The organism is Wolbachia endosymbiont (group B) of Apotomis betuletana, from assembly GCF_947250475.1.
Lineage (GTDB): Bacteria > Pseudomonadota > Alphaproteobacteria > Rickettsiales > Anaplasmataceae > Wolbachia.
In genome coordinates, this window is sequence record NZ_OX366320.1 from 1,400,433 (window position 1) to 1,426,847 (window position 26,415).

Consider the following 26,415-nt stretch of genomic DNA (forward strand, 5'->3'; position numbering starts at 1 on the left):
CTATCTCTAAAACCTTATTTTCTTACCTATAACTTTTTAGCTTAGCTTCCAACTTTTCTATTTTTTGCTGCAAGTCTTTGTAAAGTTCTAAAAGACTAACCATGTTACCTCACTTTTACGATTGGTTTTTATCTTATTTCATCTACCTATTTTGTTGCTTCAATGAATGGGTGAATAAAGCATTTCATGCGTTGTCCTTCACTTGTTCTGCTTGATAGTCACTACTGCTTTCGCTTATATTAACACTAGAGTATTCTTCATCGTCAACATACTCTTTTAGAACATATCCTCTACCCCAAACGGTTTCTATGTGGCTTATTCCATCATTTGCACTTTCAAGTTTTTTACGTAATTTACACATAAAAACATCAACTATTTTGTTGTCTGAAGGTTCGTCCAAGCCATTGTAAAGATGGTTTAAAAACATTTCTTTTGTCAACACTGCTCCTTTACGCAATGCCAGCAATTCTATCATGGAATACTCTTTGTTAGTAAGGTGAACTGTTTTGCCTTTTACCTCAACAATCCTGTGATCAAAATTGATATTCATATTACCAATCTTTATCACTGATTCGGGATGGCCTTTAGTACGTCGGACTATGGCCTTAATTCGAGCTAATAATTCGCTCTTGTGAAATGGCTTGGTTAAGTAATCGTCGGCACCATACCCAAGTCCTTTAGCTTTATGGTTGGCAGCGGAGATACACGAAAGTATTAAAACAGGAACTTTGATTTTTGCACTTCTTAATCTTAACAGTATATCATATCCATCAATATCACCAGGCAGGTGTATATCTAGAATAACTAGATCGTAACAGTCTCCACCCGAGGAAACCATATTATTGTTATAATCTTGTGCAGAAGTAACAACGTCGCAAAAATGTCCATCAGAAGTTAAGGCATTAACTACAGTCCTTGCACTTACTTGATCATCTTCAATTAATAATATACGCATATTTTACACCCCATAAATAATTTATAATTTTAGTAATATATATAACCAAGGAAAGTAACAAATCAAATTTTTATTAATGAATAATAGAAATTACACTTATTAATTAATAGTTAATGTGTCGTTCCAAAATTATACAAATAGATCTAAAATACAATAGATATACTATAATAATACTATTTTTAGTAAATATTGAATAGAAGCTATTTTTATTAAAAGAATACTTAGGTTAATAGATATTTAAACTATTTTATACTTTTATGTTATATTTTTAATTTACTTATTCTACAGTTTTAAATTATAAGTAATACTTTCAGGAATATTGAGTGGTAATATCAGTTTTAGGTGCTGGCGCATGGGGTACAGCAATTGCGATTTCATTAAGTAGTAAGAAAAATGTAATTTTGTGGACTCGCAATAAGGCCATATTTGAATCAATTAAAGAGAAAAGAGAAAGTGACAAGCTACCTGATTGTCCAATTTCTGATAATGTATCAGTAAAATTAGCTATTGAAGATGCAGTTAATGCTTCAGTAATAATTCTAGCTGTTCCTACTCAGTCTCTAAGGGAGATATGTCATCAATTGAATGATTGTAACCTAAAAAAAAATGTGGCAATAATTTTGGCTTGTAAGGGAATAGAAAAATCTACATTAAAATTACCTAGTGAAGTAGTCAATGAAGTTTTACCTAATAATCCTCTTGCTGTTTTTTCTGGTCCTAGCTTTGCTATAGAAGTTGCAAGAAAATTACCATATTCGATGGTTCTTGCATGTCAAAATGAAGTATTAGGTTTAAAATTAGTATCAGAGCTACAGCAAGAAAATATTAAATTGTACCTTAGTAGCGATGTTATAGGAATACAGGTTTGTGCAGCGTTAAAGAATGTTTTTGCTATAGCATGTGGGGTTGTTCTAGGTAGGTTTGGGTTTAATGCTCATGCAGCATTAATTACGAAAAGTATGAGTGAAATTAAGGCTTTATACTCAGCAAAAGTTGGTGACGGCAATGTAGATATAAATACACTACTTGGACCAGCATGCTTAGGCGATTTGTTTGTGACATGCACATCATTAAATTCAAGAAATCTATCTTTTGGATCTAAAGTAGCTAATAGTAATGGTTCTAGTGCTCAGCAGATTTTATCAGAAGGTAAGTCGGTAATTGAAGGTTTTAACACTGCTAAGTCTGCATTTGATTTAGCAGAAAAGCTAAAGATAAAAATGCCCATATGTGAAGCGATCTATAGATTGCTATATGAAAATACTTCTATAGAAGATACTATTTCTGTTCTTGTAAATTAGTTTTATATTTCGGTATATTGTGAAATTTTTATATAAATTAATATCAACATGGTGGCTATCTGGCACGGTAAAACACATGCCAGGTACTATAGGCAGCTTAGCTGCTTACCCAATTGTTCCTATATTACTCAATGACAGAATTTTAGGTACAGCAATTATTTTTTTTTTATTCTTAGTTGGATTATGGTCTACAGGCAATTATATACAACATTACAAAGCTCCGCATGATCCAAAAGAGGTAGTAATTGATGAAGTAGTTGGTCAATTGCTGACAGTACTTCTAGTTTCAATATTATTAGAACAAGAAATGAATAGCTCTGTATTGTTGGTGTGCTTTTTCTCCTTTAGGTTTTTTGATATAATAAAAGTGTGGCCTATAAATTTGATTGATAAAAATACAAAAGGTCCTTTAGGTATTATGCTAGATGATGTTGTAGCTGCAATTTTAGCCTTTGTTTTTATAGGAGCCTTTTATTGTTTATTGTTGGTTTATGCAGAATAAAAAAATTTGTTATTCAAGCTTAATTATTCAGAACCTAAAGGATTATATACTTTATGCAACGAATTTGTCCAAGTGGGAAATACATGACGAATTTGATAATGTTATATTTACAGTAAATGGTACCAGAGAATCGTTATTTAATTTTGTGTTTTGTGAAGATCAATGTACTGAGCTTTCCATATGCAGAACTCTAGATTATCTCAAAGCACGAAATATAGAAGCAACATGGATAATAAGTCCACGTATAAAAATAGGGGGTATTTTAGAAAAATGCGAAATAAAACACGTTAGCACACCAAAAAAAGTTTTACTCAATATAAAAGATTATTTTTTGCCTGATGATGCTGTTCCAAATTTGAAGTTCAATGTTGTAAATAGTAGTGAGCTCTTAGAGCAATTAGATTTACACACTTCTAAAATTTTTTATCATAGAATTAGTATTGTTAGCACATTTTTTCGCCAATTATCGAATTATGATGATAAGAGCTCAAGGTTAAGATTTTTTCTTGTAATGCTAAATAACGAAATTGTTGGAACATGCGGTCTTTATATTCAAGACAGCATAGCTGGTTTTTATAGCGATGGAGTTTTACCAATTTACAGGGGTCGTGGAATAGGAACTCAAATGGTTCTAGAAAGAATAAAGATAGCTAGGCAATTTGAGTGCAAATACATAGTAGCACATTGCATGAAACCTTCTGTAAACCTTTATAAGAGATTAGGCTTTAGGGTATTGGGCAATCTTCACTTATATACCTCTTCAGTACAATCTCTTTGCTGAGAGGTTACAAATTTTTATATTTGTTTTAGAATACTATGTTTTTTTTGTATGAAATAGTTTTACTACTAATTCTAGTATTCTTCTTTTTCTCATATTCTCAATTAAAAATTAGTAATAAAATTAAGGACTTACAACATCAAAATGTTATCATAAATAATTTAATAGATACTGTGAATGATGGATTTTATATTTGGGACGCAAAAAAACGTATAGAAAAATTTTCTCCCAATTTACTAATTTTGCTTAATACTGTTTTTTATTCATTTAATGAGTTTGTAAATTTTTTTGAGCAATCAGAAAGCTTAATTAAAAGTTTTGCTGAGGCAAAGGAAATAAATAAATCTTTTACTCTAGATTTAAAGTCAAAAGACAGTGAGGTTTATTGCACATGTTATGGTAAAAGCATAATAGATTATTCTAATAATGTGATTGGTGTGTTGTTATGGATAAGGAATATCTCCGATTATAAGATAAAAGCTAATGAACTTGAGTTAGAAAATAGTAAGCTTATGCGAGAATTGGAGAACTATAAAAAAATTTTTGACTCTTTACCATTTCCAATACTGAAGCACAATAAGAATAAAAAAGTAAGGTTTTATAACTTATTTTATGATAAATATATAGGCAGCTCTAAAAAATTTACTGTTGCGAGTGGCTCCTATAACGTAAAACCAGGAGAGTGTGTAATAACTTACAAGAACGAACCTAAGGTTTTTAATTTTGTTGAAGTTCCAGTGCAAAATTCTAATAGCATAGTAATGTATGGAAAAGATATTAGTGATGAAAAAAAATTACATACTGAGCTAAGCAATTGTTTAGCTGCACAAGAAAGTTTGCTTGAGAAGCTATCGATTGCTGTAGCGATATATAGTAAGAATCAAAAGCTAAAATTTTATAATAATGCTTTTATAAAAACTTTTCAGTTTGATCCAAAATTTTTGGAGTCTTATCCAACTTATCACGAGATTATGCTTCACCTATTTGAATCTAAAAAGCTTTTAGGAAAAAAGGATTTTCAAACTATTAATAATCAAAGACATGAGTTGTTTAAAAGATTACTGGAATCATATGGTGAAACAATACATTTCATGAATGGAAGAACGTTTAGAGTATTAACAATACCCTATGCTTCAGAGGGTCTACTATTTTCTTACGAAGAGTGCCAGAAATAACACTCAAATTCCTTCTCTCTCTACCATAAGCTGTTTTACTTTCGCTATCGCTTTTGCTGGGTTAAGCCCTTTCGGGCAGGTTTTTGTACAATTCATTATTGTATGACAACGATACAACTTAAATGGGTCGTTTAAAGAAGCAAGTCTTTCTTCTTTCTTATTATCACGACTGTCAGCAATCCATCTATAAGCTTGCAGTAATACCGCTGGCCCTAAAAATTTATCACCATTCCACCAATAGCTTGGGCAACCAGTCGAACAGCAAGCACATAGTATACAATCAGACAGACCATCCAATTTTTTTCTATCTTCAGGAGATTGAAAGTATTCTTTATTTTGTAAGGCAGATTTATCTGTTTGTAACCAAGGTTTAATCGATTTGTATTGCTCATAAAATTGGCTTAGATCTGGAACTAGATCCTTTACTATATACATATGAGGTAGTGGATATATTTTTACTTCACCTTTTATATCATGTATAGATTTAGTGCATGCAAGAGTGTTGGTACCATCAATATTCATTGCACAAGATCCGCATATTCCTTCTCTGCAAGAGCGTCTAAAAGTTAAGGTTGAATCTATTTCATCCTTTATTTTTATTAATACATCAAGTACCATAGGGCCACAATTATCCATATCGATAAAAAATGTGTCTATTCTTGGATTTTTATCATCATCAGCAGACCAACGATAAATTTGAAATCTTCTAATATTTTTTGCTCCAGTAGGAGTAGGATAAACCTTGCCCTTTTTATTAACTTTAGAATTTTTTGGTAAAGAAAACTGAACCATATTGCTTACCTTTTACAGCTAAAACCCCTTTTTTGTAAATAACATATTTTGGTATTATCTACCATACTTTTCCTTTTCAAATTCAAGCAAAGCTAAAATCTTGCTCTCTAAACTTTTCATTATAATTTCTTCATCTTCTTTTTGATGATCATAGCCAAGTAAATGCAGCAATCCATGAACTAACATGTGTGCAGTGTGAGTGAGGATAGATATACAGTACTCATGAGACTCTCTTTCTATTGTATCTACTGCAATTGCTATGTCTCCTAGATCACATTCACTAGATAACTGTTCGCATGGAAATGATAGTACATTAGTTGGCTTATCTATTTCTCTAAACTTAAGATTAAGTTGATGTAGCAAGTTATCATCAGCGAGAGCTATTGATATATTTGGTTTATAATGATCTATTTTTAATTCTTTTAGAGAAGCGTTAATAATATTTAATACAAAACTCTGTGGGTCCTTCGTAATACTATGCCACCTCTTATCAAGAATATTTACTTCTAACATGAATAAAGCACCAGAAAGGACATTATCCCATCACTTGACATTGGAACCCAAAAAAGAAGAATTATAGACCATCGTATCATACACACAACTATACGAATATTGTACACTAGAAGTATGTCATCCCAGTGCTCCGACACTGGGATCCAGGAATTCTGATTAGACATTAGGTGAGTGAATATAAAAGCTATATTAAAACACAACATTTTTAATGTGGTTGCATTACAGCTGGATTCCAGTGTCAAGCACTGCTTTGTGTTTGATGAAAAATCGGCTACTTCGAAACAAACACTCATACAGCTGTATGTTGTGTGCTGAGGTAATATTGTTTGGCAACAGGTATTACACATCACTCATCCTTATTATTTCATTCCACTCAGTCTCTAAAACTGGAGAAACTGATAAACGTGATTGTTTTAATATAACCATATTTTTCAAAAGTGGGTTTTGTTTTATACTGTTTAACGTCACTTGGTTACTTAAAGGTTTCAAAAATTTTACATTCACTAGTCCAAATTTGGAATTATAAACATGATAATACTCCTTTAATACTTCAACTATTCCAAGTATAACTCTCTCTTTACCTGTATGATAAAAAAATGCAAGATCGCCTAATTTCATAGCTCTCATGTAATTTTGAGCTTGATAATTGCATACACCATTCCACTGCGTCACCTGCTCCTTTCCCATTTTTTGCCACGAGTATTCACTTGGCTCTGACTTGAGTAGCCAAAATTGCATTATTTTTTTCTTCTTAAATAAGCTGGTATATCATAAACATTGCTACCCCACTTAACTCTTTCGTTTGTTTGCTCAGTTGAAGCATATTCTTTTGTTTCTAATATTGGAATTTGATTATAAGGCCATTTAAAATTTTTTTCCTCTGCTGGGATCTTGTTTTGATTAACAGATGAATTGTTGTTACAGCTATCAATGCCAGTTGCAAGAACAGAAACTCTAACTCTTCCCTCCATCGCCTGATCAAAAGTAGCACCAAATATTATATTTGCATTTTCATCCACTTCTTCACGCACTCTATTGGCTGCAGCATCAACTTCAAATAGAGTCATATCTCCACCACCAGTAATATTAATCAATATTCCTTGCGCACCTTTCATTGATACATTATCAAGCAATGGATTAGATATCGCAGCCTCTGCAGCACTAATTGCCCTATCTTCTCCTTCTGCCTCTCCAGTACCAATCATTGCTTTACCCATCTCACTCATTACTGTTTCTATATCAGCAAAATCAAGATTAATCAGTCCTGGCATGATCATCAAATCAGTTACTCCTCTTATGCCAATATGCAGAACATTATCGGCGAGTTGAAATGCGTCAGCAAATGTAGTTTTCTCGTTAGCAATTCTAAATAAATTTTGATTGGGAATGACAATAAGTGTATCTACGTATTTTTGCAACTCTTCAAGTCCAAGCTCTGCAATGCGCATACGTCGCACACCTTCAAAACCGAACGGCTTAGTTACAACTCCAACAGTCAGTATCTTTTTTTCTTTTGCTCCTTTATCTTTAACTACCGCTCTTGCTTCTCTGGCTGCTTTTGCAATTACCGGTGCAGCACCTGTTCCAGTACCACCACCCATCCCTGCTGTGATAAAGAGCATATGGCTATCTTTTATATGCTCCATAATTTCATCAATTGATTCTTCTGCTGCACCTTTACCAACATCAGGCAAAGCACCAGCACCAAGGCCCTTAGTTAAGTTAATACCAAGTTGAATTTTTTTATCACATAATGACTTCTCTAACGCTTGAGCATCGGTATTTGCTACAACAAAATTTACTCCTTGTAAATTGGATTGAATCATGTTGTTCACAGCATTTCCACCAGCACCACCCACTCCCACAACGGTAATCCTTGGGTGCAATATGGGTAATTCTGGTAAACTAAGGTCGATTGACATTTAAATTTTACTCAAATATTAGTGAATTCACTTGATAACAAGTTACTATCTTTTTAAAAGTATGCAAACATTTTTCATTTTGATATATGCAAATAGTAAACAAGATTTACTTATTCTTAAGATGTAATGATTACAGGCTTTCAAACAACACTACTTAAAACTGCAAAAAAAACAGAAAGTACTTGTAAGTAAAAAAGGACAGAAGCCTGTCCTTTTTGTTGAAAGCATAATTTATACAGGGCGAGTATTCGCCAAGCAAGGCATTACTTTAAGTTCATCAATCATAGTTTTTGGGTCTGTATTATCTTCGTTTACTTTTGCTGCTATTTCGTTAATGTTGCTATTGAGGGCTTTAATTTCCTCTGATTTACCACTGTTTTTATATGCAAGCACAGGTGCAACTATTAGAGCTGCTACTGCAGCAAGAACTATCAAACTAGCAATGAGTGGATGAGCAACTGCAAAATTAGACATTGTAGTAATAGCAGGATTAACAAGTGTTGCAGCTTTTGTTCCAACTGTACCAACAAAGGTTGCATAAGCTGGACTTAAGAAATAAGCAGCCGTAAGCGAAGCTACTGCTGCAATTGCTACAAAAGTAACAACTGTTTCACTCGGATTTTCTTTTACAAGACCCCAACCTTGCACAGGAACTTCTTTAGCTGCTGACCAAAGCCCTTCACTTCTGTATTTATTTTTTATTTCTTCAATTCTTCTCATAACTTTACTCCAAAAATATTAAAATTTCACTAATGGTAGTATATGGCAAAAAAAAGTTGTCTGTCAAGCAGATTAATTTATTTATACATTCTTATTCTGTAATTCAGCGCTTCTGCGATGTGTGCTCTTTTTATTTCCTCACTTTTCGCAAGATCTGCAATGGTTCTTGCGACTCTTAATACACGTGTATAGCCTCGATTGGAAATGTAATTTTCTTTCAGTACGTATTTTAGCAATTCTAACCCTTCCTGATCTGGTTCAGTGAATTTATTTAATGCTTCACCACTGACTTCTGCATTGCAACGAATATTAAATTTACTATAACGCTCAGTTTGAATTTTTCTCGCTGCTATCACCCTTCCTCTTATAAATTCGGTACTTTCTCCCTCCACAGAGATTTCAGGAGAAAGTATGCTAACGTTTGGCATTTCAATGCATATGTCTATTCTATCAAGCAATGGTCCTGATATTTTGTTTTTGTAATCTGTGCCACACTTTGGAGCTTTGTTGCACGATCTACTTGCATCACCTAAATAACCGCACCTGCAGGGATTCATTGCAGCTATAAGTTGAAAATTAGCTGGATAAGTAATGTGAGCATTTGCACGTGCAATAGTAACTTTTCTATCTTCAAGTGGTTGACGTAGAGAATCAAGTACAAGCCTTGGAAATTCAGGTAGCTCATCAAGAAATAACACACCATTGTGAGCCATGGTGATTTCCCCAGGCTTTTGCATTTTTCCCTCCCCCTATCATCGCTGACATCGAGCATGAGTGATGAGGTTCACGAAAGGGACGAGTTACTTTAAATGTTTCGTTACCGGCTTTTGTTATGCTAGAGATGATATTAACATCAATCATCTCTTGTTCAGTCAAATCGGGTAATAGCCCTATAAATCGCTTAGCAAGCATTGACTTTCCAGTACCAGGAGGTCCAACAAGGAGCATATTGTGTCCACCTGCTGCTGCAATTTCAGCTGCTCTTTTTGCAACAACTTGACCTTTAATATCCTTTATATCTGGAACTGAATTTTTTTCTTTGGGTGCAGCGCTATAGTTAAAAGTTACCGGCTGAATTAACTGCTCACCCTTAAAATGTCTGATAATATCGGTTAATTTCTCTATAGCTAGAATAGAAACATTCTTTACCCATGAAGCTTCTACTCCATTTCCCCTTGGGCAAATTACTCCTTTATTTGCCTGTTTTGCATTGATTGCTGTTGGAAGTACTCCTGAGATTGGTATGACTCTGCTGTCTAGTGCAAGCTCGCCCATAATTATATAAGACTGAACTTTTTCAACTGGTATCACATTCATTACAACAAGTAATCCAACAGCAATAGCTAAGTCATAATGACTACCTTCTTTAAGCAAATCCGCAGGGGAAAGATTAACTGTGATTCTTTTTGGAGGTAGTAGTAAATTAATTGAGTTTAATGCCGCTCTGATGCGCTCTTTAGATTCTGCAACAGTTTTATCCGGCAGTCCAACAATATTGACTGCTAGTACAACATTGCATAATTCTATTATGGCTATTTTGATCAAAATTTGCAAGACTTTTTATGCGAAATACTATATATAGGTGATTGTGGTTGATTTCAATTTGATGAATTAACATTCTAATAATATTTTGCTTAGTCTGCCAATCCACTTGATCAAGCTTTGATTCAACACTTGAGGAAAAGTTTTTCAAGCTATCTGTAACAAGGCTCAATTCTTGTTGTAGTTTTTTTTGATCAAGCGTTCTTTCTTTCTCTTCTTCAATTTCTTTCAAATGTTGTTTCATTGTTGTGATTCTTGGTTCAAATTCTTCTTGGCTTATAAACCCTTTGGCATAGCTATCAATAAATTTTTTGATACTTAATCTTAGCTTACTTTCTTGCTTTTCACGTGTTTGATTATGTAAAGGTTTTTTGTTCTCTGACAATCTACGTTGATATTCATTTGCAATCCTATCTGGCTCTTTCAAGATACTCTTGACTTCTTCCCATATAACTCCATCTAATATATCAGTGCGTATTGATTTATTATCGCAGATTTTATTGCCATTGAATTTGCTAGAGTTTGTACCAGAGCAACGATAGTAATAATATGTCGACTTTTTATGAACGTGGTTTGTACCACAATAAGTATATTGACAACGTTGACATACCATTAAACCTTGCAATAAATATGTTTCTCTTCTTTGTCGTACTCTTGCTCTTTGCCTATTTTCAGTTAGTTGTGCCTGCACTGAATCAAATAAATGCTCATTGATTATTTTTGGTACTGGAATATAAGTCCAATTCTCTTTATCACTATTAAAGCGACCACTTTTAAGTTTACCACAAGTTCCTTTTTTTGATTTTTTTACTTGTGGTTTTGAGCATGTCCTAGTTTTACCATAAGCTGCTTGTCCTATATAAGCAGGATTTTTTAACATGTTCCAAATAGTGCTCCTTTTCCAATACCTTTTTCCTGTTCGTGTTATTACCGGTATCTTATTCAGTTCATGTACAACTTCTCCTATACTTGCTCTTTCTTGGCCAACCCGACTAAATATTTTACGCACTATATTTGCCTCTTCTTCATCAACCTCAAATTGAGCACTTCCTTCACCTACGTGTTTTGCTATGTAGCGATAACCGTAAGGCGCCCTACCCATCACACTTATACACCCAGCTTTAGCTGCATGAAGTTTTCCTCTGCGATTTCGTTCCATAATCTTTGCACGTTCATACTCTGCTATTGCTCCTTGAATCTGTAGAAATAAATGGGAATCAGGATTATCATCAAACTTATGATTTAAAAATACTATTTCAGATCCAGCCTTTTTAAACTCTTCGAGTAAGATCATTTGATATGAAAATTTCCGTGATAGCCGATCAGGTGAATGAATATATATCTTATCAATCTTACCTTCTGCTACTCTATCACGTAAACTCTCTAAGCCAGGACGTTCTAAGTTTGATCCACTGTAGCCATTATCGATGAACCTATGCTCATCTAATAACTCATGTCCATCGCTACTAATGCGACGCTCCAATTCTACAATCTGACTCTCTATCGTATTCTCTTGTGCCTGTTGTCTTGATGAAACTCTTGCATACAAGCTTACGGTTGTCATTTTCTTCTACCTCCTTTATTTTATATTTCAATAATTGTTCATAAGCATCTGCCAAATATGTACCTGCCAACCGACTGGGCTCATAACGGCAATAAATAGTTAAATCCCCTTTTTGCATGTTTTTCTTCCTGTGAATTTTCTTATAGGTTAGGAGACTTCTATTGCCATAGCTAAAAGAAAACGTTTACCATTTTAAACTAAACACCTTAATTTAAAAAAGCTGTCTAGTTCGCGCAAACAAGAAATTCTCCCTAATCAATATACAAGATTTGAAAAAATTATGTCCAAAAAATCTTTACTTGAATTATCATATTATGTATGATATGGCTTATTTAAAGTATCATGAATGTTCATCCAAGTTATGAATTCTGGGAGAGTGATTTAGAGGTTCCCGTTAATCTCTTGCTAGATCGCTTTCAAGATTTAGAATTACGTAAACTATGGCTTGATTCTCTTTCTGGTAGACAATTGAGTATCATTTTTCAGCATTGCTTTAAAAATCATTTAAATGGGCAACTTTTTCAGGACGGAGATTATGACGATAGATCGACTCAACAAAAACGTAAGATACTTACCAGTTACTCTGACTCTCTTTTTGACTATTATCTCATTAGCCACTTTGATCGCACGAAACTTGAGGCTACAGTTAGTGAAGTAGCAAGATTTGCCCTCACTCAAGAGTTAATGAGATCGTACCTGATCAAAAATAATACTAAGTACGATAAAAGATCCTTGTTATTTTTACTGTTTCACATAAGTTGCGAACTTCTAAAATCTGTCTATCACTTTGATAAAGTACAAAAGAAAGGCTTCGTATCATTTGCTCTACAGAAACCACCAAGACAAATAAATACTTCATTTAAGGAATTTATGTCACAAGAATCCGTAGAGCAGATACTTAAGGATGATGACCAGTTGCAGGGTTTTTTCCATCATCAAGATCGAATATATATGTTTGTACGTCGAGGAAGTGACATGGATTTACTGCTTAACTCAAACAAAGTTGTTCATGGCCATAAACCTGAGTGGATGATTTTAGATTTTTCGATTGATGGTACAAAGGTTAATCTCTGTGCTAAAAATACCAATAAAGCTGTGGAAATAGCAAATAGTATTGTAAGTGGTTATTTTAACTGCGAATGTACTTTTGTAAATATACAGGATAAGAACTTTCTACTACAAGTGCATAAATTCCTTCAAGCATGTATAGAGGGTTCTGACCCTAATATTTGTATATTTGAGTTAAATTTTAAGTCAGATTATTTTAAAAATAGTAATACATATCTTACTTTAAGTGTAAAGCCGTATGATCCTATTGCACCAGAGTTACATATTTTAAAGCCAGCTATTGGCAACATACTACAATCTATTCAATCAGCTAAAGTAATGTTCCAAAACAAAAAGGTAACATTTTCTTTCAAATCAAGTGGGGAAATTTATTATTCAGAGCATCCGCTCAATAAAAAAGAAAGAGAGGACCTGAAGAAACATATGGAACAATCTTATGGTCTTAAAATCCTTTCACGAGCAAATTGCTGATCTTTTAAGTTCAAATAGTTCTTGGGTTAATCCAAGTCAAAATCACATTAAAGCAGCAAGATACTTATTTGATCTTGGATTGATAAAAATGCAAGAAAGGTACTATATTGTTTGCTCTCGTGAAGAAGATCATCTTGATTGGCCAAATGTAATTGATCCAAGTTGTAGCAATGAGATTTTTATCGATCCAGACTTTGATGAAGCATGTGATGACGCTATTTGTGAAAACTGTTCTCGTCATATTTTGCCTAATACTTATAAAAAACAGAGATTTCATCTCTTATCCATATACTTAAATATAGAGAAAATCATAGACTGGTTTGAAACAAAGTTGAATGATTCAAGACTTATGTGGGGAAAAATGGAAAAAGGAGTTTATTATACTTGTGATCAAGGTCATATTGTAAATCTAATAATCCTTGATTTTTGTACTGATGCGATATTTTTAACCATAGATAAACTGAGAGTCCATCCGACAGTTCTCATTACTCTAAAAAAAGATATACCTAATCTATTATTGAGCCTATATGTAGTGCGAATGGTAGAACTGTTTTGCCAGTATAAGACTGTAACTGAGATATTCTAAGAGGCAGCTAAAAAAGGAGTACCAGAGGTAGTAGAAAATACTTCTTTGCAAGTTTTACCAGCTTCATATATTTCGCTTAAACGTGTTGAACCAATTGTGCCAATAAAGCTTTTGGAGTTACAGGTAGTTAAAGGTATGGTATATGTTAATAGCGTTGAAGTTATAAATAAAAAAGCTGCATCATGCCTTAATATTTTTCGAATATTGTTCAAGCAATTTTTACATGACTGTGAGAAAGAGTTACCACCTGAAAAACATACACTTCTCAATATTAATCAGTTAGAAAAACTCTTGGGACTTAGTTTAGAAGCAGATTTAGAACATCAAATCAGAAAACCATTAAACAAGATGCAAAAAACGATCAAAGCTACATTGGCTGAGAAATTAGGATTAAGTATTGAACGTGATGATGTAATACAAACCCTTGGTTGGCAAAGATCATCACATGGTTATCGTATTAACCCTTTTACTTTGACTATAAAAAAATAGAGTTTTTTGTTATCAAAAATAGTTTTTTTCAGCTCCATGAATAAATTTTCCCACTCCACGTGCAAATGGTCCTGTTTTAATATCGAGCCATTTATCCTCTTTTGAACCATTAGCCATTCCTTTAACTATTTGCTTTGCCTGTAAAAGCTCTTGCACTATACGCTCTAATCTATCTCTTCCCATACTATGAAAAACTTCAGGCAGTCTATGTCGTTGTTTATGTATTCCTGCACTTCCTGTGTGAGTAAATGGATGTCCTGAAATAGCAGCTCGCGCAATTGAATCAATAAGATATATTTTAAGATCTTTATCGCTAATATTTTGAGCTTTTAATTGTTCAGTGATGTCTTCCAATAGCCCTGTTTCTTCATTTCTTAGGTAAGTGCGTATGGTACGATCAGCCAGGCCATTTGCTTTAACAACAGCTCCATAAAATAGTGCATTTTGTCTTGGGATTTTTCCAATTGACCTAAAAATCATTGGTTTAGTCATATCTTCAACAGGCCAAAAAGCAAAAGAACACCTGACTCCATTTACGAGAGCAGAAGTGCCTCGAATAGCATCTCGTGCTTGCTCTACTGTTGATATAGGCTTTTCTCCCTTCAGCTTTCTCATATGATGTGCAGTAATTATTGAAGCTCCAGTGCTACATGAATGAAAGAAGCAAGGGGATCAAATATAATGAGCTTTAAATCCTTTATCCTGCTCAGCTGCTTCATTACCGACTCAAATTCTGGAGAGATTTCTACAACTTTACCGCGAACGTTCTTAAGTATGGTAAGAGATCCTCCGATGTTTGGTAATGGTACAATAAATAGCCTACCTTTATATTTCAATCTCTCGCATTTTGGATCAAGTCGTTCTAAGCGACGATGTATTTCATTTGTATCATCCTCCGCAGAAAATACCACCACAGATCCATGTTCAGTAACAAGTTGGCCAAATCCGCATACCTGATCTATGCTAGCTGCAACCTTGAGGGCTAGGTCAAGAAGAAGCATGCCTTTACCAGTATCACCCATTGCAGCTAAAATAGATGTGACACCCAAAGGAAATAATCCTTCAACTAAGAATCTTTGCTTTGGTACTGGACCTACAAAACGCTCCACACTCCAGCTAAAAATATCAAGCGGTGATTTAATAATTATTTTTCTTGAGTTTTTTTCGATGAAGTCAAAAATATCTATATTCTCTTGTACAGCATCAGCAGCATCCCAACTCCTTAGTTTATCTGGTGGAATCCTAAGCGTAGCAAGTGATGCAACACCAAGTTCTAAAAGTTTCTTTTCAGCGTTTTTAGCATATTTATTACCTGCTTCATCATTGTCTGGCCAAATGATAATATGTTTACCTTTTAGCGGAGTCCAATCTGTTTTATCAATAGGTGCATTTGCTCCAAACATTGCTGTTGTTGCAGTTATTCCTTTCTCTATAAGTACTTCTGCGCATTTTTCTCCTTCAACCAGAACAACCTTATCTGATTTTAAGATACCTGGAATGTTGTAGAGCGGCCTTATCTCTGGCTCTTTGAATCTCTGCTTTTTAGCATCAAATGGTTTAAACTGTTTTTTCTCTAAAGGAGGATCATAACGGTAGACTATTACGATTACTTGGTTATTTTCATCGTAGTAGTTCCAACTACAAGTCAGGTATTGTTCTAGATCTCTAATATTATTTTTTTCTTTGATGCCAAGCCATTCACTTATTGAGAGCATTACTTCAGGAAACTCTGTTTTTGCATTCTTCCCGTGTACTGTTGCCCAAAGGTCAATAATGTCACCACCTTCTCCTGTTGCAAAATCTTTCCATAATCCAGCTCTTTCACCTGTTAACTCTATTACAGTGCTTTTGCCTTTGTTACCCTGTACATCACCTACATAAAACTTATCACCACGAAATGTTCCTCTTGGTAGTAGGTGAAAAAGACAAGATCTGATGTTTTGCAAAAGCTGAGTTTTGAGCTCTACCATAGTGTCCGTTTTGCGGACAAATTAAGGGAGAGTAGACCGGTGGAACTTCCCCACGAGCCCCTCGCAAAACTGTGCATGAACCTCTCGACTCACACAGCTTCCATTATTCATCTTTTGACCTAAACCTAATATCCAGTGGTAGAAAGTTTCTGGCCCTTCCTTTCTCATTTTTCCTAGAAGTTGCCTTGCTAGTCTTCCATGAGTTCGAAGTTTCTTGTACTTTCTTCTGACCCACTTTTCTAGGTGCCGCTCTATGTTTCTCAGAGGTTTGTATATCTCTTTCCTGTAAAACCTGCCATAGTACTGATACCATCCTCTGACTATTGGATTTACTATCTTTGATATTTCCTCTAATGTTTTGTGTGTATTTCGTAGTATTTTCCATGACCTTATGGTTGTAGTAATATTTTTCTTGGCTTTGTTGCTAATTGCAGGAAGAAATGAAACAAAATGCTTTCCTATTTTACTTTTTGCTAACCTTGGTCTATATGTGTAGCCCAGAAAATCAAAACTTTGCGTAGGAAATTCACTTTTTCTATTGTCATCCTTGCAGTACACAATTTGTGTCTTTTCAGGATGTAATTTTAGCTTATGCTCAGCCAATCTTTCTTCAATTGCTATCTTCATAAATTCCGCCTGCTTCTGAGTCTTACAGTGCACTATCGCATCATCTACATACCTCTCAAATGGTATTGTTGGGCACTTTTGTCTCATCCACTCATCAAATACATGATGCATAAATATGTTTGAGATTATCGGGCTTATTGAACCTCCCTGTGGAACTCCTTTATCCCTGATTACCTTACTGCCATCTGTTTGCTGAATTGGAGCTTTCATCCATCTTTCAACATACAGTATGACCCATTTGCAGTCTGTGTGCTTCTTGATAGCTTGCAATGCCAACTTGTGGTCTAAATTGTCGAAAAATCCTGATATATCAAGATCTATCACCCAATCGTACCTCCAGCATCTTTTACGCGCTGTGTCTACCGCATCCAATGCAGATCTATTTGGTCTATAACCATATGAATCTTCGTGGAATTTTGGCTCTACTAGCGGCTCAAGATACATAGAAGCTACTGTTTGCCCTATCCTGTCGATTACTGAAGGAACACCTAAAATTCTTTGTCCTCTTCCTGTACCTTTCGGTATTGCAACAGCTTTTACAGCTTCTGGAAAATAACTTCCAGATGACATCCGATTCCATAGTTTGTACAGATTATCTTTTAGATTTTCCTCAAATTTTGTTATCGAAACCTCATCTACACCAGCAGCACCCTTATTTCTCGATACTTGTTTATAAGCTCTCCAAATAAGTTGCTTTGGTATATCAAAAGACTTTGTTTTATTCATTAACTCCTCCCTTGCGGTTGATAAATAACTAAAACTAAATAACTCAGCCCCTTCGCTCCATTCCCATTACAGAAACTTCTTCACTACTACGAGCTGATCCGCCCCTGTTTTTCGCATCGGTACTCTCATCCTTAGAGTTTAGCTCCTTGGATTTCTTCCTTATCATCGAAACGACAGGTTCCCGTAGTTCCGCACAATAGCCTAAAATAGATTCATGCCACCTCTATGCCGGACGCCATCTACCCAGTAAACAAGCTCCTGATAGACTTATCCCAGGTTACTACAGAACCCCTGGTTTTGACGCCTCCTAATTGTCATTTTCGACACTTCATCAGTGGTTCACTTTCGTTCATCTCTCTACTTCACACATGATGCATAGTTGCACCTTTTCCATAACGCTCACCACCTTGGCTCTTTACCAAAGCAGCTTATGGTTGTTTAAAGCCTGCTCTTGTAAACCGGCTCCGAGGGGCCCACCCTCATCTATCATGCAGCTTCAACACTTTCCATGTCTCTACGGCGCACCTGTAGCTATAACTTTAGAGTTCTGCCAACGCCCATTTACTCTGCTAATGAATTTTGCTGGTATTGATTTACCGTTTCTTAGCTCATATACTACTTGCAAGACATTTGCACGTTTATTTGGTTGAAACATTACCATACCAGATGTATAAAAACTTCTTAAAGCATTAGCACCAATTAAAGCTTGAAAAGGACTTTTTGCGAGTGTAGCTGTGGATACTTTTCTGGTATGACGTGTAATAATGATTCCAGCCATAGGATTAATTATAGAACGTAATTTTTCTATTCTGCTTTGCAGGCCAGAAAATATATTTTCATAGTCAATCGAATCCAAGACGATAAGATCTATCGTTTTAAATTTTTCCCCTATGATCTCTTTTATTCTCTCTATACCTTCATCATTTAAAGTTAATCTCATCTTTGTAGTAACAATCAAGTTTTCCTCTGCTAGATTTGGCAGCCTTTGATTAGTTATGATTTGTTGTATGCGTTCCCTGATATAATTGTACTCCATCTCATTTTGCAGATAGATTATTTTTAGTGGCCTTGCTGACTTCATCTTAAGAAACGACACTCCTGCTGCAAGATGTGCAAGCAAAGAGAGAAGAAAATAACTTTTGCCAACCTTTGGCGTACCACCAATGACTAAAAGACCACCTGGAGTGAGAATTCGTGGAGCTATTATATCTTCTGGTATTGGTGATTGATCACTTAAGTACTGCTTTACAGAAAATATTTTTTCTTCTCTTTTCCCCCCTTTTTTTTCTCCACTCTTTGATTTTTTATTGAGCCACTTTCTAGCAGAATATATATCACCTTTAATCAAAATCCAAAGATCAATAATATCACCGCTAGTCCCTTTGGTAAAATTACGCCAATCACCAGCTTCCTTACCTACTATTTTAACTGTAATTGTATTTCCATTTAAGTTTCCGATATAAGTTTTTTCTCGGTAAAACTCACCATTTGGAAGTAGGTAAGAAACACACTCCTTGATATTATCAATCAATAACATCTTTAACTCTTTTTGCTTTTTAGACATAAAATTCCCATACATATTTTTCATACGTGTAAAGTTGAGATTAGCTAGCTCACAAACAGTTTCAAAAGATTTTGAATTCAGCCAATGAATTGCTTCTTCTCTTAGCTTTGAGTTTTTTCCTACTGCGTCCTGAATACCTCTAGTAACGACAGCAGACCAAAGCTTTTCCTCGTCGTACTTCAAAATGGTACTCTGTCAATTTCATAATTTTTGCGGTATTCTACCGAAGCAATTTTGTTCTTTTCTCCATATTCATCAGTTATAACACTTACCTTTACTGTAAACTCTAAGCCATTTAATTCTGCAATTGAATTTAGCTTACGAGCAAGGATTGCACTTTCTGAGTTATCATGTGGATGAATGTCACGTGCTGATTCCAAGATACTGCGAAGCATAGAGCGACCCATTTCTCCCCAAGTATCTTCTGCTTTATTACTTTTAATACCAATTATTTGGTAAATCTTGTGCTTTTCATATAGACCTTCAATAACGGTAAATTCTGTATTTAAATAAATGCTACCGGTAGTGGGGCTTTTAGTAAACCAATGCTCATAACCTCCAGGCTTGATTGTCATTTTTACCTTTACTATTGTACCTTTTGGTATCAGTCTACTTTGCGGTTTTACAGTGTTAAAATCAGTTAATAGGTTTTGTAACATATATCACTCTCCATGTTTAAATTTTAAAACTTGCTTTTAATCTTTGTAAGCAGCTTGCCTAAATGCGGTTCTTCAACCATACTCAGGCGTCCACTGCGGTCTTTAGCTGGGTATCCCCAAGGGTTTAAAGTGTGGCAAACAAAAGAGCGCTTCTCCGTTCCATCATCTTTCTTGATTCCAACCATACTGATTACTTCGTCAACTATCCCAGGAATTTCACTGGCAGTTTTAGTTCCTTCGCATTGAGGTAGCCAAGTTGGACGATTGCAGTCATCGAGATATTGACCTAAAGTGCCAACTATGATGATGTCTTTGTCTCTGATGTGTTGAAATTGATTGAGCCAAGCCATCATTTCTTGAGCAAGTAATCCATACGCAGCTCTCATATCCTGTTTTCCTGATCTCTCAGAAAAAGCTTCAGGTTGCATTTTTGCCCATAACAGACATAAACGTGAAGCAACGGTTATGCTATCTACAAAGATGCATCGGTATTTAGAAAACTCAGAGAAAAGATCTTTGTACTTACCAGATACATGTTCATAGTGTCTTTGGCTGTATGCTTGATCAGACTTCAGCGCAGGATTAGACCCCCCTATAAGACAAGCAATATCTCTAGCTTCATTCCAAGTGCGAAGACTAATTGAATCTCCTTGCCAGTCTTGAACGGCAAGAAGCCCTGCTTCAAAATCAAGGCAAAGTGTTGGTTCATCTATAGTCTTTAGGAGACTTGTTTTACCAATACCATAAGGACCAAAGATGACCATCTTTACACTTGATATTGTTTGCAATCTTTCATTATTATTCAAAATTTTAAGAATCATTATTTATCCATGCTGCAATGTATATATACAAGAAAGGCAAAAATTTTGTTCAATTTTTCTTTTTGCCTTCGTAGTAAATAGGAGAAAGTTTGGCACGTATCTTCTTGATAATATTGTTTAAAGTGGTTCTTGAAACGTTGTTCATTTTGGCAACTTCATGTAAGTTGAAAAACTTAAGTTGCTCACATATATTTTGCCATTCCTTTGGTAAAACCGAGATCATATAGTCTACATCAATGCGTTTTGTTATTTCACTCTCAAGTAGCTCTGTTACATCGATACTAATATAGTTATTGATATCGCGTTTTGCACATCGCTGTTTCTTTAGCAAGTTAATAGCTTTGTTTTCAGTTAATCTTGCTACGAAAGTGTTAAAGCTACTTTTATCTTCATCATATTGATCAAGACATGGCCAAATTTCACAGAAGAGTTCTTGCTCAAGATCTTCGTTATTCTCATCAATAAAGCACTTAGCAAGTTTTAGTCTATAGGCTTGGTATTTTACGTTTTTAACAATTATAGCTATATTTTTTAATTTCATGGTTTTCCCTAAAACAAATTAATGCTTTAAGGATGGGAGTTATTAATGCCGTTATGTAGGACAGGAGCAAAAATAAATAATACTGATGCGATTTTTAATCTATTGATATTCTGTTATTTTTTTTTGAGAATAATACTGATGCAATTTAAAATAATACAGTTCAGGTTTTTGGAAACTATTTTGAATGGATTTCAAAGAGTGGGTAGCTCAGGCTTTCTAAAATTATGTTAAAAATGTAGTAAGATATATAAGAATTTCATATTTTGAAATTCAATATTACCAATTTTTAAGAGGGAAAAATGTGCTCTCTATGATCTTAAGTTCCGTTCCTAATTACTGGCTTCCTAAATCAGGAATTAGGAATCAGGAATCTAGAATTAGCCTGTATGGAGGGTTTTCACCATGCGTTCCTAAAACCGTTCCTAGGAACGGCATATCTGAAGTCCGCCAATATGGAGGGTTCCAGCTTCCTAAAACCCTTATATATAATATATATATAATACATATATAAAAATATACACATATATAAAAACATATAAAATATAAGATTTAGAATAATAAAAAAAACTCTAAAAGTAGAAAAATCATGTTTAGGATAAGTAAGGTTTTTAAATAAACATCTTCAAGAAAGAGTTAATTATAAAAAATTTTTCAAAAATTGAAGATTTTTTGGACGAAAATTTTCCAAATCTTGTATATATATGTACTCAGCAATTGAAAGGAAATGCTCACCCTAGATCTTGGCAAACAAACTGGTTGGACTATTTTACATGATGGAATAGTGCAAAGTGGAAGTAAGAGTTTTCATGTTAGCAGGTTTAGTGGTGGTGGAATGCAGTTTTTAAATTTTCGTAATTGGCTTAATGCACTTAAGTATAAATTTCCAGGTATTGAAGTTGTGTACTTTGAAGAAGTGAGAAGACACTTGGGAACTGATGCTTCACATATCTATGGAGGGTTTTTAGCACATCTTTCTGCTTGGTGTGAAGAACATCATGTGCCATACAAAGGTGTATCTGTGAAAACTATCAAACGCTTTATAACAGGCAAAGGCAATGCAAGTAAAGCTGATGTAATTGAAGCAGTACAGAAAAAGGGTTTCTGTCCAACAGATGATAATGAAGCAGATTCTTTAGCTTTAATGTTCTATGTTATGAATTTCAGTAAAGATTTTAATACATTAAAAGTATCATAAAAAGTGGGTCCTTTCGGCCATGCTGGAGGGTTTGGTGGTCCTGACCTCGGGCCTTCTTTAGCGTCAGAAATATTTCAAATGTTGACTACTTGTGCAGTTATAGCTGAGCAGTGCCAAAAAAGGAGAAAAAAAGGTGAAAATTAAGCAAGCAGAATGGGCAAGAGAAAAAGGGTTTTCAAGGCAATATGTCTGTTCTTTGGTAAAGAAAGGAATCGTTGAACTCAAAGATGGACTTATTGACCCCGAGCAGGCAAATGAAGCTCTGAAAGCTGTTCGTGATCCAAGTCAACCACTGAGAAGAAAAGAGAATGGAGAAAAGCTTTCAACGATATTGCTAAAAACGCGAATAAAAAATGAAACGGAGCGTGGTAAACTTCTTGAGGCGAAAGCTAAGGCTGAGATAGGAGAACTTGTAGCAGTAGAAGAAGTAAAGCGCGATGCGTTTAATGTAGCAAGAGTTGTCCGTAATAATTTGCTTAATATTCCAAATAGAGTTTCAGCACTGCTTGCATCACTGAGCGACACTGAAAAGATTCATATGGCGCTAACCGAAGAGATTACAAACTCATTACAAGAATTATCTAATACTAAATTTCAAATATAAAAAAGATTTTGAATATAAAATGGCTGATAACTTAAGTTTAGAGTTAATAAAATGCCTCATTAATCAACCTGGATTAGATGTTAATGTCAGAGGGTTAAACGGAAAAACTCCACTGCATTGCGCTATAGAGTTTGATGAATTAAGTATGGTAGATCTGTTACTCACGAAAAAGAACATTAATCCTTTTGTTGAGGACAATGAAGGCAAAACCTCCTTAGATTATGCCAAAGAAGGTAAAAAAGCAGAAATATTACAAGCATTAATCAATCACAAATACGGATCAGAACAAGATAGCTTACTTCATTTAGCTGCAATGATAGGTGAAATTAATGCAGTGAGATATTTGATCAGAAAAGGTATTGACGTTAATGTACGAAATGCTCTGCATCATACTCCATTACATCTAGCAGCAGGCATAGGACATGAAAATGTTGTCAAAATTTTAGTGGAAGAAGGAAGCGCTGAAATAGATGTCTTTGATGCACGAAATCAGACACCAATGCACTATGCAGTTAATAACAAGAAGTTGGAGATAGTAAAGTTATTACTGGAGCTAGGAGCAGATGTAAATAGCGCACGTGTAGGACAAAACTCGATGAAATTATCACCTGTGCATATAGCTGTAAGTAATACTAATTACGATGAAAGGGATTTATGTCTTGATATTCTCAAATGCTTAATAAAGGAGCCTAATGCTCAAGTCAATTTGCAGGACTACGAAAATAGAACACCTCTACATTACGCTGAAAGACTTAAAACAATAGAGGTCTTACTAACGCGAGAAGATATAGACCCTCTGGTAAAAGACGATAGGGGCAAGACACCATTTGATTACGCTAAACCTGAGATAAAGAAGGCTTTGATGAGTAATAAATACGGTTCTGAAAAGAATAGTCTACTCCATTTAGCTGCACAAAGAGGAGAAATTGAGCTTGTAGATGCAATCTTAAAGGAAGAAATTGATATTGATATTGTAAATAATAAAGGTTTATCACCTATTTACCTTGCTGCAGAAAAAGGACATTTACATGTAGTAAAATTACTACTGAAAAAAGGAGCAAACTATACACCTGTTTTGCACTTAGCAATCAAGTCAAATAATTTAGAGTTACTTAAAGTTTTATTTACTGAAAAAAATGGAGCGTTACTCTGCAGAGATACCGTTGTTAATTTTCCAACCCTTCATAATAAATATATAGCACAGAGAGAAATAGCAGATAAAAGGATGAAAAAACATAATAATATTATCTGCATCTGTATTACAGTTAGCGCAGTAGCAATGGCAGCATATATAGGTTTAACAGCAACAACAATAAGCAGTACAATCATTTTTGCAACAACAACAGGAATACTTGCGCTTATTATAGCAATAATGATAAGTGAGATGAGCAAAAGATACATAGAAAAGGAATTTCAGAAAAAGATGTTTATGGAACTGGAAGAGTGTAGTTCTACTGTTAATGATGTTGAGATAGAGTCAATTATGAGTAGATGCAGACAATGATATACGCTAGAGCTTTTTCTGAAGGTTTAAGACCAGATCCAGAGCTTAAAGTATCAGAGTGGGCAAATGAGTATCGAGTTCTAGCACCAACTGCAGCATCAGAGCCAGGGAAATGGAGAACAGAAAGAACTCCTTATTTAAAAGAAATAATGGATTCACTTTCTCCTTCTTCACCTGCAGAAAAAGTAGTATTCATGAAAGGAGCGCAGATTGGGGGAACAGAAGCTGGTAACAATTGGATAGGCTATATCATCGATCAAACACCAGGGCCAATGCTAGTAGTACAGCCAACAGTTGAAATGGGAAAACGTTGGTCAAAAGGAAGATTTGCGCCACTGATTGAAAGTACACCATGTTTAAAAAGTAAAGTAAAAGACCCAAGATCAAGAGATTCAGGGAATACTGTACAAAGTAAGGAATTTCCAGGTGGAATAGTAGTAATAACCGGAGCAAATAGCAGTGTAGGCCTCCGATCTATGCCAGTAAAATATCTCTTTCTTGATGAAATAGATGCCTATCCAGGAGATTCGGGAGGTGAAGGAGATCCAGTTTTACTCAGCATAGCCCGTACTAATACATTTGCACGGCGAAAGATTTTTTTAGTATCAACGCCAACGATTCATGGAATAAGCAGAATTGAGAAGGAATTTGAAGCTACAGACAAGAGATATTTTTTTGTACCATGTCCGCATTGTAATTATTACCAAATTTTAAAGTGGTCACAAATAAAATGGGAAGATAAAAATCCAAATACAGCACACTATATGTGTATAGAATGTGGTGAAAAGATAGAAAATCATCAAAAGACAGAGATGCTAGACCGTGGAGAATGGAGAGCTACAGGGGCAAAAGAAGGGGAGAAAAAAGGATTTCATCTTTCAAGTCTTTATAGTCCAGTAGGCTGGTATAGTTGGCAACAAGCAGTAGAGAACTTTCTCCATGCAAAGGAAAGTGAACAATTACTGAAAGTTTGGATAAATACCACGCTTGGAGAAACCTGGGTAGATAAAGGAGAAGTACCGGACTGGAAGCAATTATTTAACAGGAGAGAATTTTTTCAGATTGGCACAGTACCAAAAGGCGAAGTAGTTCTCACAGCAGGAGTAGATGTTCAAAAAGATCGCTTGGAAGTAGAAGTTGTAGCCTGGGGAAAAGGCAGAGAAAATTGGTCAATAGACTACCGAGTATTTGAAGGAGATACAGGAAGTGGAGAAGTATGGGGAAAGCTTTCGGAGCTCCTCAATCATCATTTTATCGGTGAAAATGGGCTTGAATATATGATAAGTATGATGGCAGTAGATGCTGGATATGCAACGCAGGAAGTATACAATTGGGTGAGAAGTCATCAAGGATCAGGAAGAGTAATGGCAGTGAAAGGTGTAAATAAAGCGTTAGTGCCACTTAGTAGCCCAAGTAGAGTAGATATAACAGTTGGTGGTCAAAAATTAAAAAGAGGAATAAAGCTCTGGCCAGTAGGAGTATCAATATTAAAGTCAGAGCTTTTTCAATTATTTAATATTTTAAAAGAAGAAGAAGGAAAAGCTCTACCTGGATATTGTCATTTTCCCGAGTATGCACCTGAGTATTTTAAGCAGCTAACGGCAGAGCAGTTAGTCAGCAAGGTAGTAAAGGGATACACCAAACAGGAGTGGCAAAAGGTAAGAGAAAGAAACGAAGTGCTAGATTGCCGAATTTATGCGAGAGCTGCATCTATTGCGCTTGGAATTGATAGGTGGCAAGAAAATAAATGGAATAGTTTGAGTGGAAAAATGGAAAGCAAAAAGCCTAAAAAAGTAAGGCAAAGCCAATGGTTGAATGAGAAGTGA

General features: G+C 34.9%; 23 protein-coding genes and 2 pseudogenes. 11 read left to right on the plus strand and 14 right to left on the minus strand.

Annotated elements, in window-relative coordinates; genetic code table 11:
• Positions 1-184 precede the first annotated feature (184 nt).
• The gene (locus OOK82_RS06480) at positions 185-955 is read right to left on the minus strand and encodes a response regulator transcription factor (protein WP_010406882.1); all 771 of its coding nucleotides are present in this window, start codon (positions 953-955) and stop codon (positions 185-187) included.
• Positions 956-1,278: 323 nt separating this feature from the next.
• Between OOK82_RS06480 and OOK82_RS06485 the strand changes: the two genes are divergently transcribed.
• Genes OOK82_RS06485 through OOK82_RS06500 form a run of 4 tightly spaced genes read left to right on the plus strand, consistent with a single transcriptional unit; the run spans position 1,279 to position 4,711 of the window.
• Positions 1,279-2,256 carry an NAD(P)H-dependent glycerol-3-phosphate dehydrogenase gene (locus tag OOK82_RS06485; protein WP_264704596.1) on the plus strand — a complete coding sequence of 326 codons (978 nt, stop codon included), beginning with the start codon at positions 1,279-1,281 and terminating at the stop codon, positions 2,254-2,256.
• Between the two features lie 19 nt (positions 2,257-2,275).
• Positions 2,276-2,758 (plus strand): phosphatidylglycerophosphatase A family protein, encoded by a 483-nt coding sequence (locus OOK82_RS06490; protein WP_029237689.1) that lies wholly within the window; start codon positions 2,276-2,278, stop codon positions 2,756-2,758.
• Positions 2,748-3,539: a GNAT family N-acetyltransferase gene (locus OOK82_RS06495; protein WP_064085647.1), complete on the plus strand. Its 792-nt coding sequence runs from the start codon at positions 2,748-2,750 to the stop codon at positions 3,537-3,539. Before OOK82_RS06490 ends, OOK82_RS06495 begins: the two co-directional genes overlap by 11 nt.
• A 35-nt stretch (positions 3,540-3,574) precedes the next feature.
• On the plus strand, positions 3,575-4,711 hold the full coding sequence (locus tag OOK82_RS06500) for a hypothetical protein (protein WP_319803562.1): 1,137 nt from the start codon (positions 3,575-3,577) through the stop codon (positions 4,709-4,711).
• A 3-nt stretch (positions 4,712-4,714) separates the two neighbouring features.
• On the opposite strand, the gene OOK82_RS06505 is transcribed toward OOK82_RS06500, so the two are convergent.
• The 7 genes and pseudogenes from OOK82_RS06505 to OOK82_RS06545 all read right to left on the minus strand — a co-directional run bounded on the left by OOK82_RS06505 (position 4,715) and on the right by OOK82_RS06545 (position 11,764).
• Positions 4,715-5,503, minus strand: a complete 789-nt coding sequence (locus OOK82_RS06505) for a succinate dehydrogenase iron-sulfur subunit (protein WP_211908529.1) — start codon at positions 5,501-5,503, stop codon at positions 4,715-4,717.
• Positions 5,504-5,557: 54 nt separating this feature from the next.
• Positions 5,558-6,016 (minus strand): rRNA maturation RNase YbeY, encoded by a 459-nt coding sequence (ybeY, locus tag OOK82_RS06510; protein ID WP_015587883.1) that lies wholly within the window; start codon positions 6,014-6,016, stop codon positions 5,558-5,560.
• Positions 6,017-6,355: 339 nt separating this feature from the next.
• Entirely contained in the window at positions 6,356-6,754 is a 399-nt protein-coding gene (locus OOK82_RS06520; protein ID WP_064085650.1) for an EVE domain-containing protein, read from the minus strand.
• Entirely contained in the window at positions 6,754-7,938 is a 1,185-nt protein-coding gene (ftsZ, locus tag OOK82_RS06525) for a cell division protein FtsZ (protein ID WP_264375783.1), read from the minus strand. The genes OOK82_RS06520 and ftsZ overlap by 1 nt, the downstream gene beginning before the upstream one ends.
• A gap of 231 nt (positions 7,939-8,169) precedes the next feature.
• Positions 8,170-8,658, minus strand: coding sequence for a hypothetical protein (locus OOK82_RS06530; protein WP_264704597.1), 489 nt, complete (start codon positions 8,656-8,658; stop codon positions 8,170-8,172).
• A 77-nt stretch (positions 8,659-8,735) separates the two neighbouring features.
• Positions 8,736-10,212, minus strand: a pseudogene (locus OOK82_RS07725) (YifB family Mg chelatase-like AAA ATPase).
• Positions 10,133-11,764 (minus strand): recombinase family protein, encoded by a 1,632-nt coding sequence (locus tag OOK82_RS06545; RefSeq protein ID WP_264686691.1) that lies wholly within the window; start codon positions 11,762-11,764, stop codon positions 10,133-10,135. Before OOK82_RS06545 ends, OOK82_RS07725 begins: the two are co-directional and overlap by 80 nt.
• A gap of 342 nt (positions 11,765-12,106) precedes the next feature.
• On the opposite strand from OOK82_RS06545, the gene OOK82_RS06550 reads away from it, so the two are divergent.
• Genes OOK82_RS06550 through OOK82_RS06560 form a run of 3 tightly spaced genes read left to right on the plus strand, consistent with a single transcriptional unit; the run spans position 12,107 to position 14,378 of the window.
• Positions 12,107-13,303 (plus strand): hypothetical protein, encoded by a 1,197-nt coding sequence (locus OOK82_RS06550; protein WP_264704432.1) that lies wholly within the window; start codon positions 12,107-12,109, stop codon positions 13,301-13,303.
• Positions 13,269-13,889: a hypothetical protein gene (locus tag OOK82_RS06555; RefSeq protein ID WP_264704433.1), complete on the plus strand. Its 621-nt coding sequence runs from the start codon at positions 13,269-13,271 to the stop codon at positions 13,887-13,889. Before OOK82_RS06550 ends, OOK82_RS06555 begins: the two co-directional genes overlap by 35 nt.
• 45 nt (positions 13,890-13,934) lie before the next feature.
• Positions 13,935-14,378 carry a hypothetical protein gene (locus tag OOK82_RS06560; protein WP_264704434.1) on the plus strand — a complete coding sequence of 148 codons (444 nt, stop codon included), beginning with the start codon at positions 13,935-13,937 and terminating at the stop codon, positions 14,376-14,378.
• Positions 14,379-14,390: 12 nt separating this feature from the next.
• Here the strand turns inward: OOK82_RS06560 and OOK82_RS06565 are convergent.
• From OOK82_RS06565 to OOK82_RS06590, 6 genes and pseudogenes are all read right to left on the minus strand, one after another.
• A pseudogene (locus OOK82_RS06565) lies at positions 14,391-16,348 on the minus strand (AAA family ATPase).
• Between the two features lie 21 nt (positions 16,349-16,369).
• Positions 16,370-17,701: a group II intron reverse transcriptase/maturase gene (ltrA, locus tag OOK82_RS06570; RefSeq protein ID WP_264686936.1), complete on the minus strand. Its 1,332-nt coding sequence runs from the start codon at positions 17,699-17,701 to the stop codon at positions 16,370-16,372.
• 514 nt (positions 17,702-18,215) lie between these two features.
• The gene (locus tag OOK82_RS06575; protein WP_264686937.1) at positions 18,216-19,448 is read right to left on the minus strand and encodes an AAA family ATPase; all 1,233 of its coding nucleotides are present in this window, start codon (positions 19,446-19,448) and stop codon (positions 18,216-18,218) included.
• Complete coding sequence (locus OOK82_RS06580) at positions 19,445-19,924, minus strand: hypothetical protein (protein ID WP_264377177.1); 480 nt, start codon at positions 19,922-19,924, stop codon at positions 19,445-19,447. The genes OOK82_RS06575 and OOK82_RS06580 overlap by 4 nt, the downstream gene beginning before the upstream one ends.
• Positions 19,925-19,947: 23 nt before the next feature.
• Entirely contained in the window at positions 19,948-20,745 is a 798-nt protein-coding gene (locus OOK82_RS06585) for an ATP-binding protein (RefSeq protein ID WP_264377176.1), read from the minus strand.
• Positions 20,746-20,794: 49 nt separating this feature from the next.
• A complete protein-coding gene (locus OOK82_RS06590) occupies positions 20,795-21,286 on the minus strand; it encodes an RNA polymerase sigma factor (RefSeq protein WP_264377175.1) in 492 nt (163 codons plus the stop codon).
• A 724-nt stretch (positions 21,287-22,010) separates the two neighbouring features.
• On the opposite strand from OOK82_RS06590, the gene OOK82_RS06595 reads away from it, so the two are divergent.
• The 4 genes from OOK82_RS06595 to OOK82_RS06610 all read left to right on the plus strand — a co-directional run bounded on the left by OOK82_RS06595 (position 22,011) and on the right by OOK82_RS06610 (position 26,415).
• Complete coding sequence (locus tag OOK82_RS06595; RefSeq protein ID WP_264377173.1) at positions 22,011-22,481, plus strand: RuvC family protein; 471 nt, start codon at positions 22,011-22,013, stop codon at positions 22,479-22,481.
• A gap of 133 nt (positions 22,482-22,614) precedes the next feature.
• Positions 22,615-23,085 (plus strand): hypothetical protein, encoded by a 471-nt coding sequence (locus OOK82_RS06600; protein ID WP_264686939.1) that lies wholly within the window; start codon positions 22,615-22,617, stop codon positions 23,083-23,085.
• Positions 23,086-23,104: 19 nt separating this feature from the next.
• Positions 23,105-24,589 carry an ankyrin repeat domain-containing protein gene (locus tag OOK82_RS06605; protein ID WP_141457102.1) on the plus strand — a complete coding sequence of 495 codons (1,485 nt, stop codon included), beginning with the start codon at positions 23,105-23,107 and terminating at the stop codon, positions 24,587-24,589.
• A complete protein-coding gene (locus OOK82_RS06610; RefSeq protein ID WP_264704600.1) occupies positions 24,586-26,415 on the plus strand; it encodes a phage terminase large subunit family protein in 1,830 nt (609 codons plus the stop codon). Before OOK82_RS06605 ends, OOK82_RS06610 begins: the two co-directional genes overlap by 4 nt.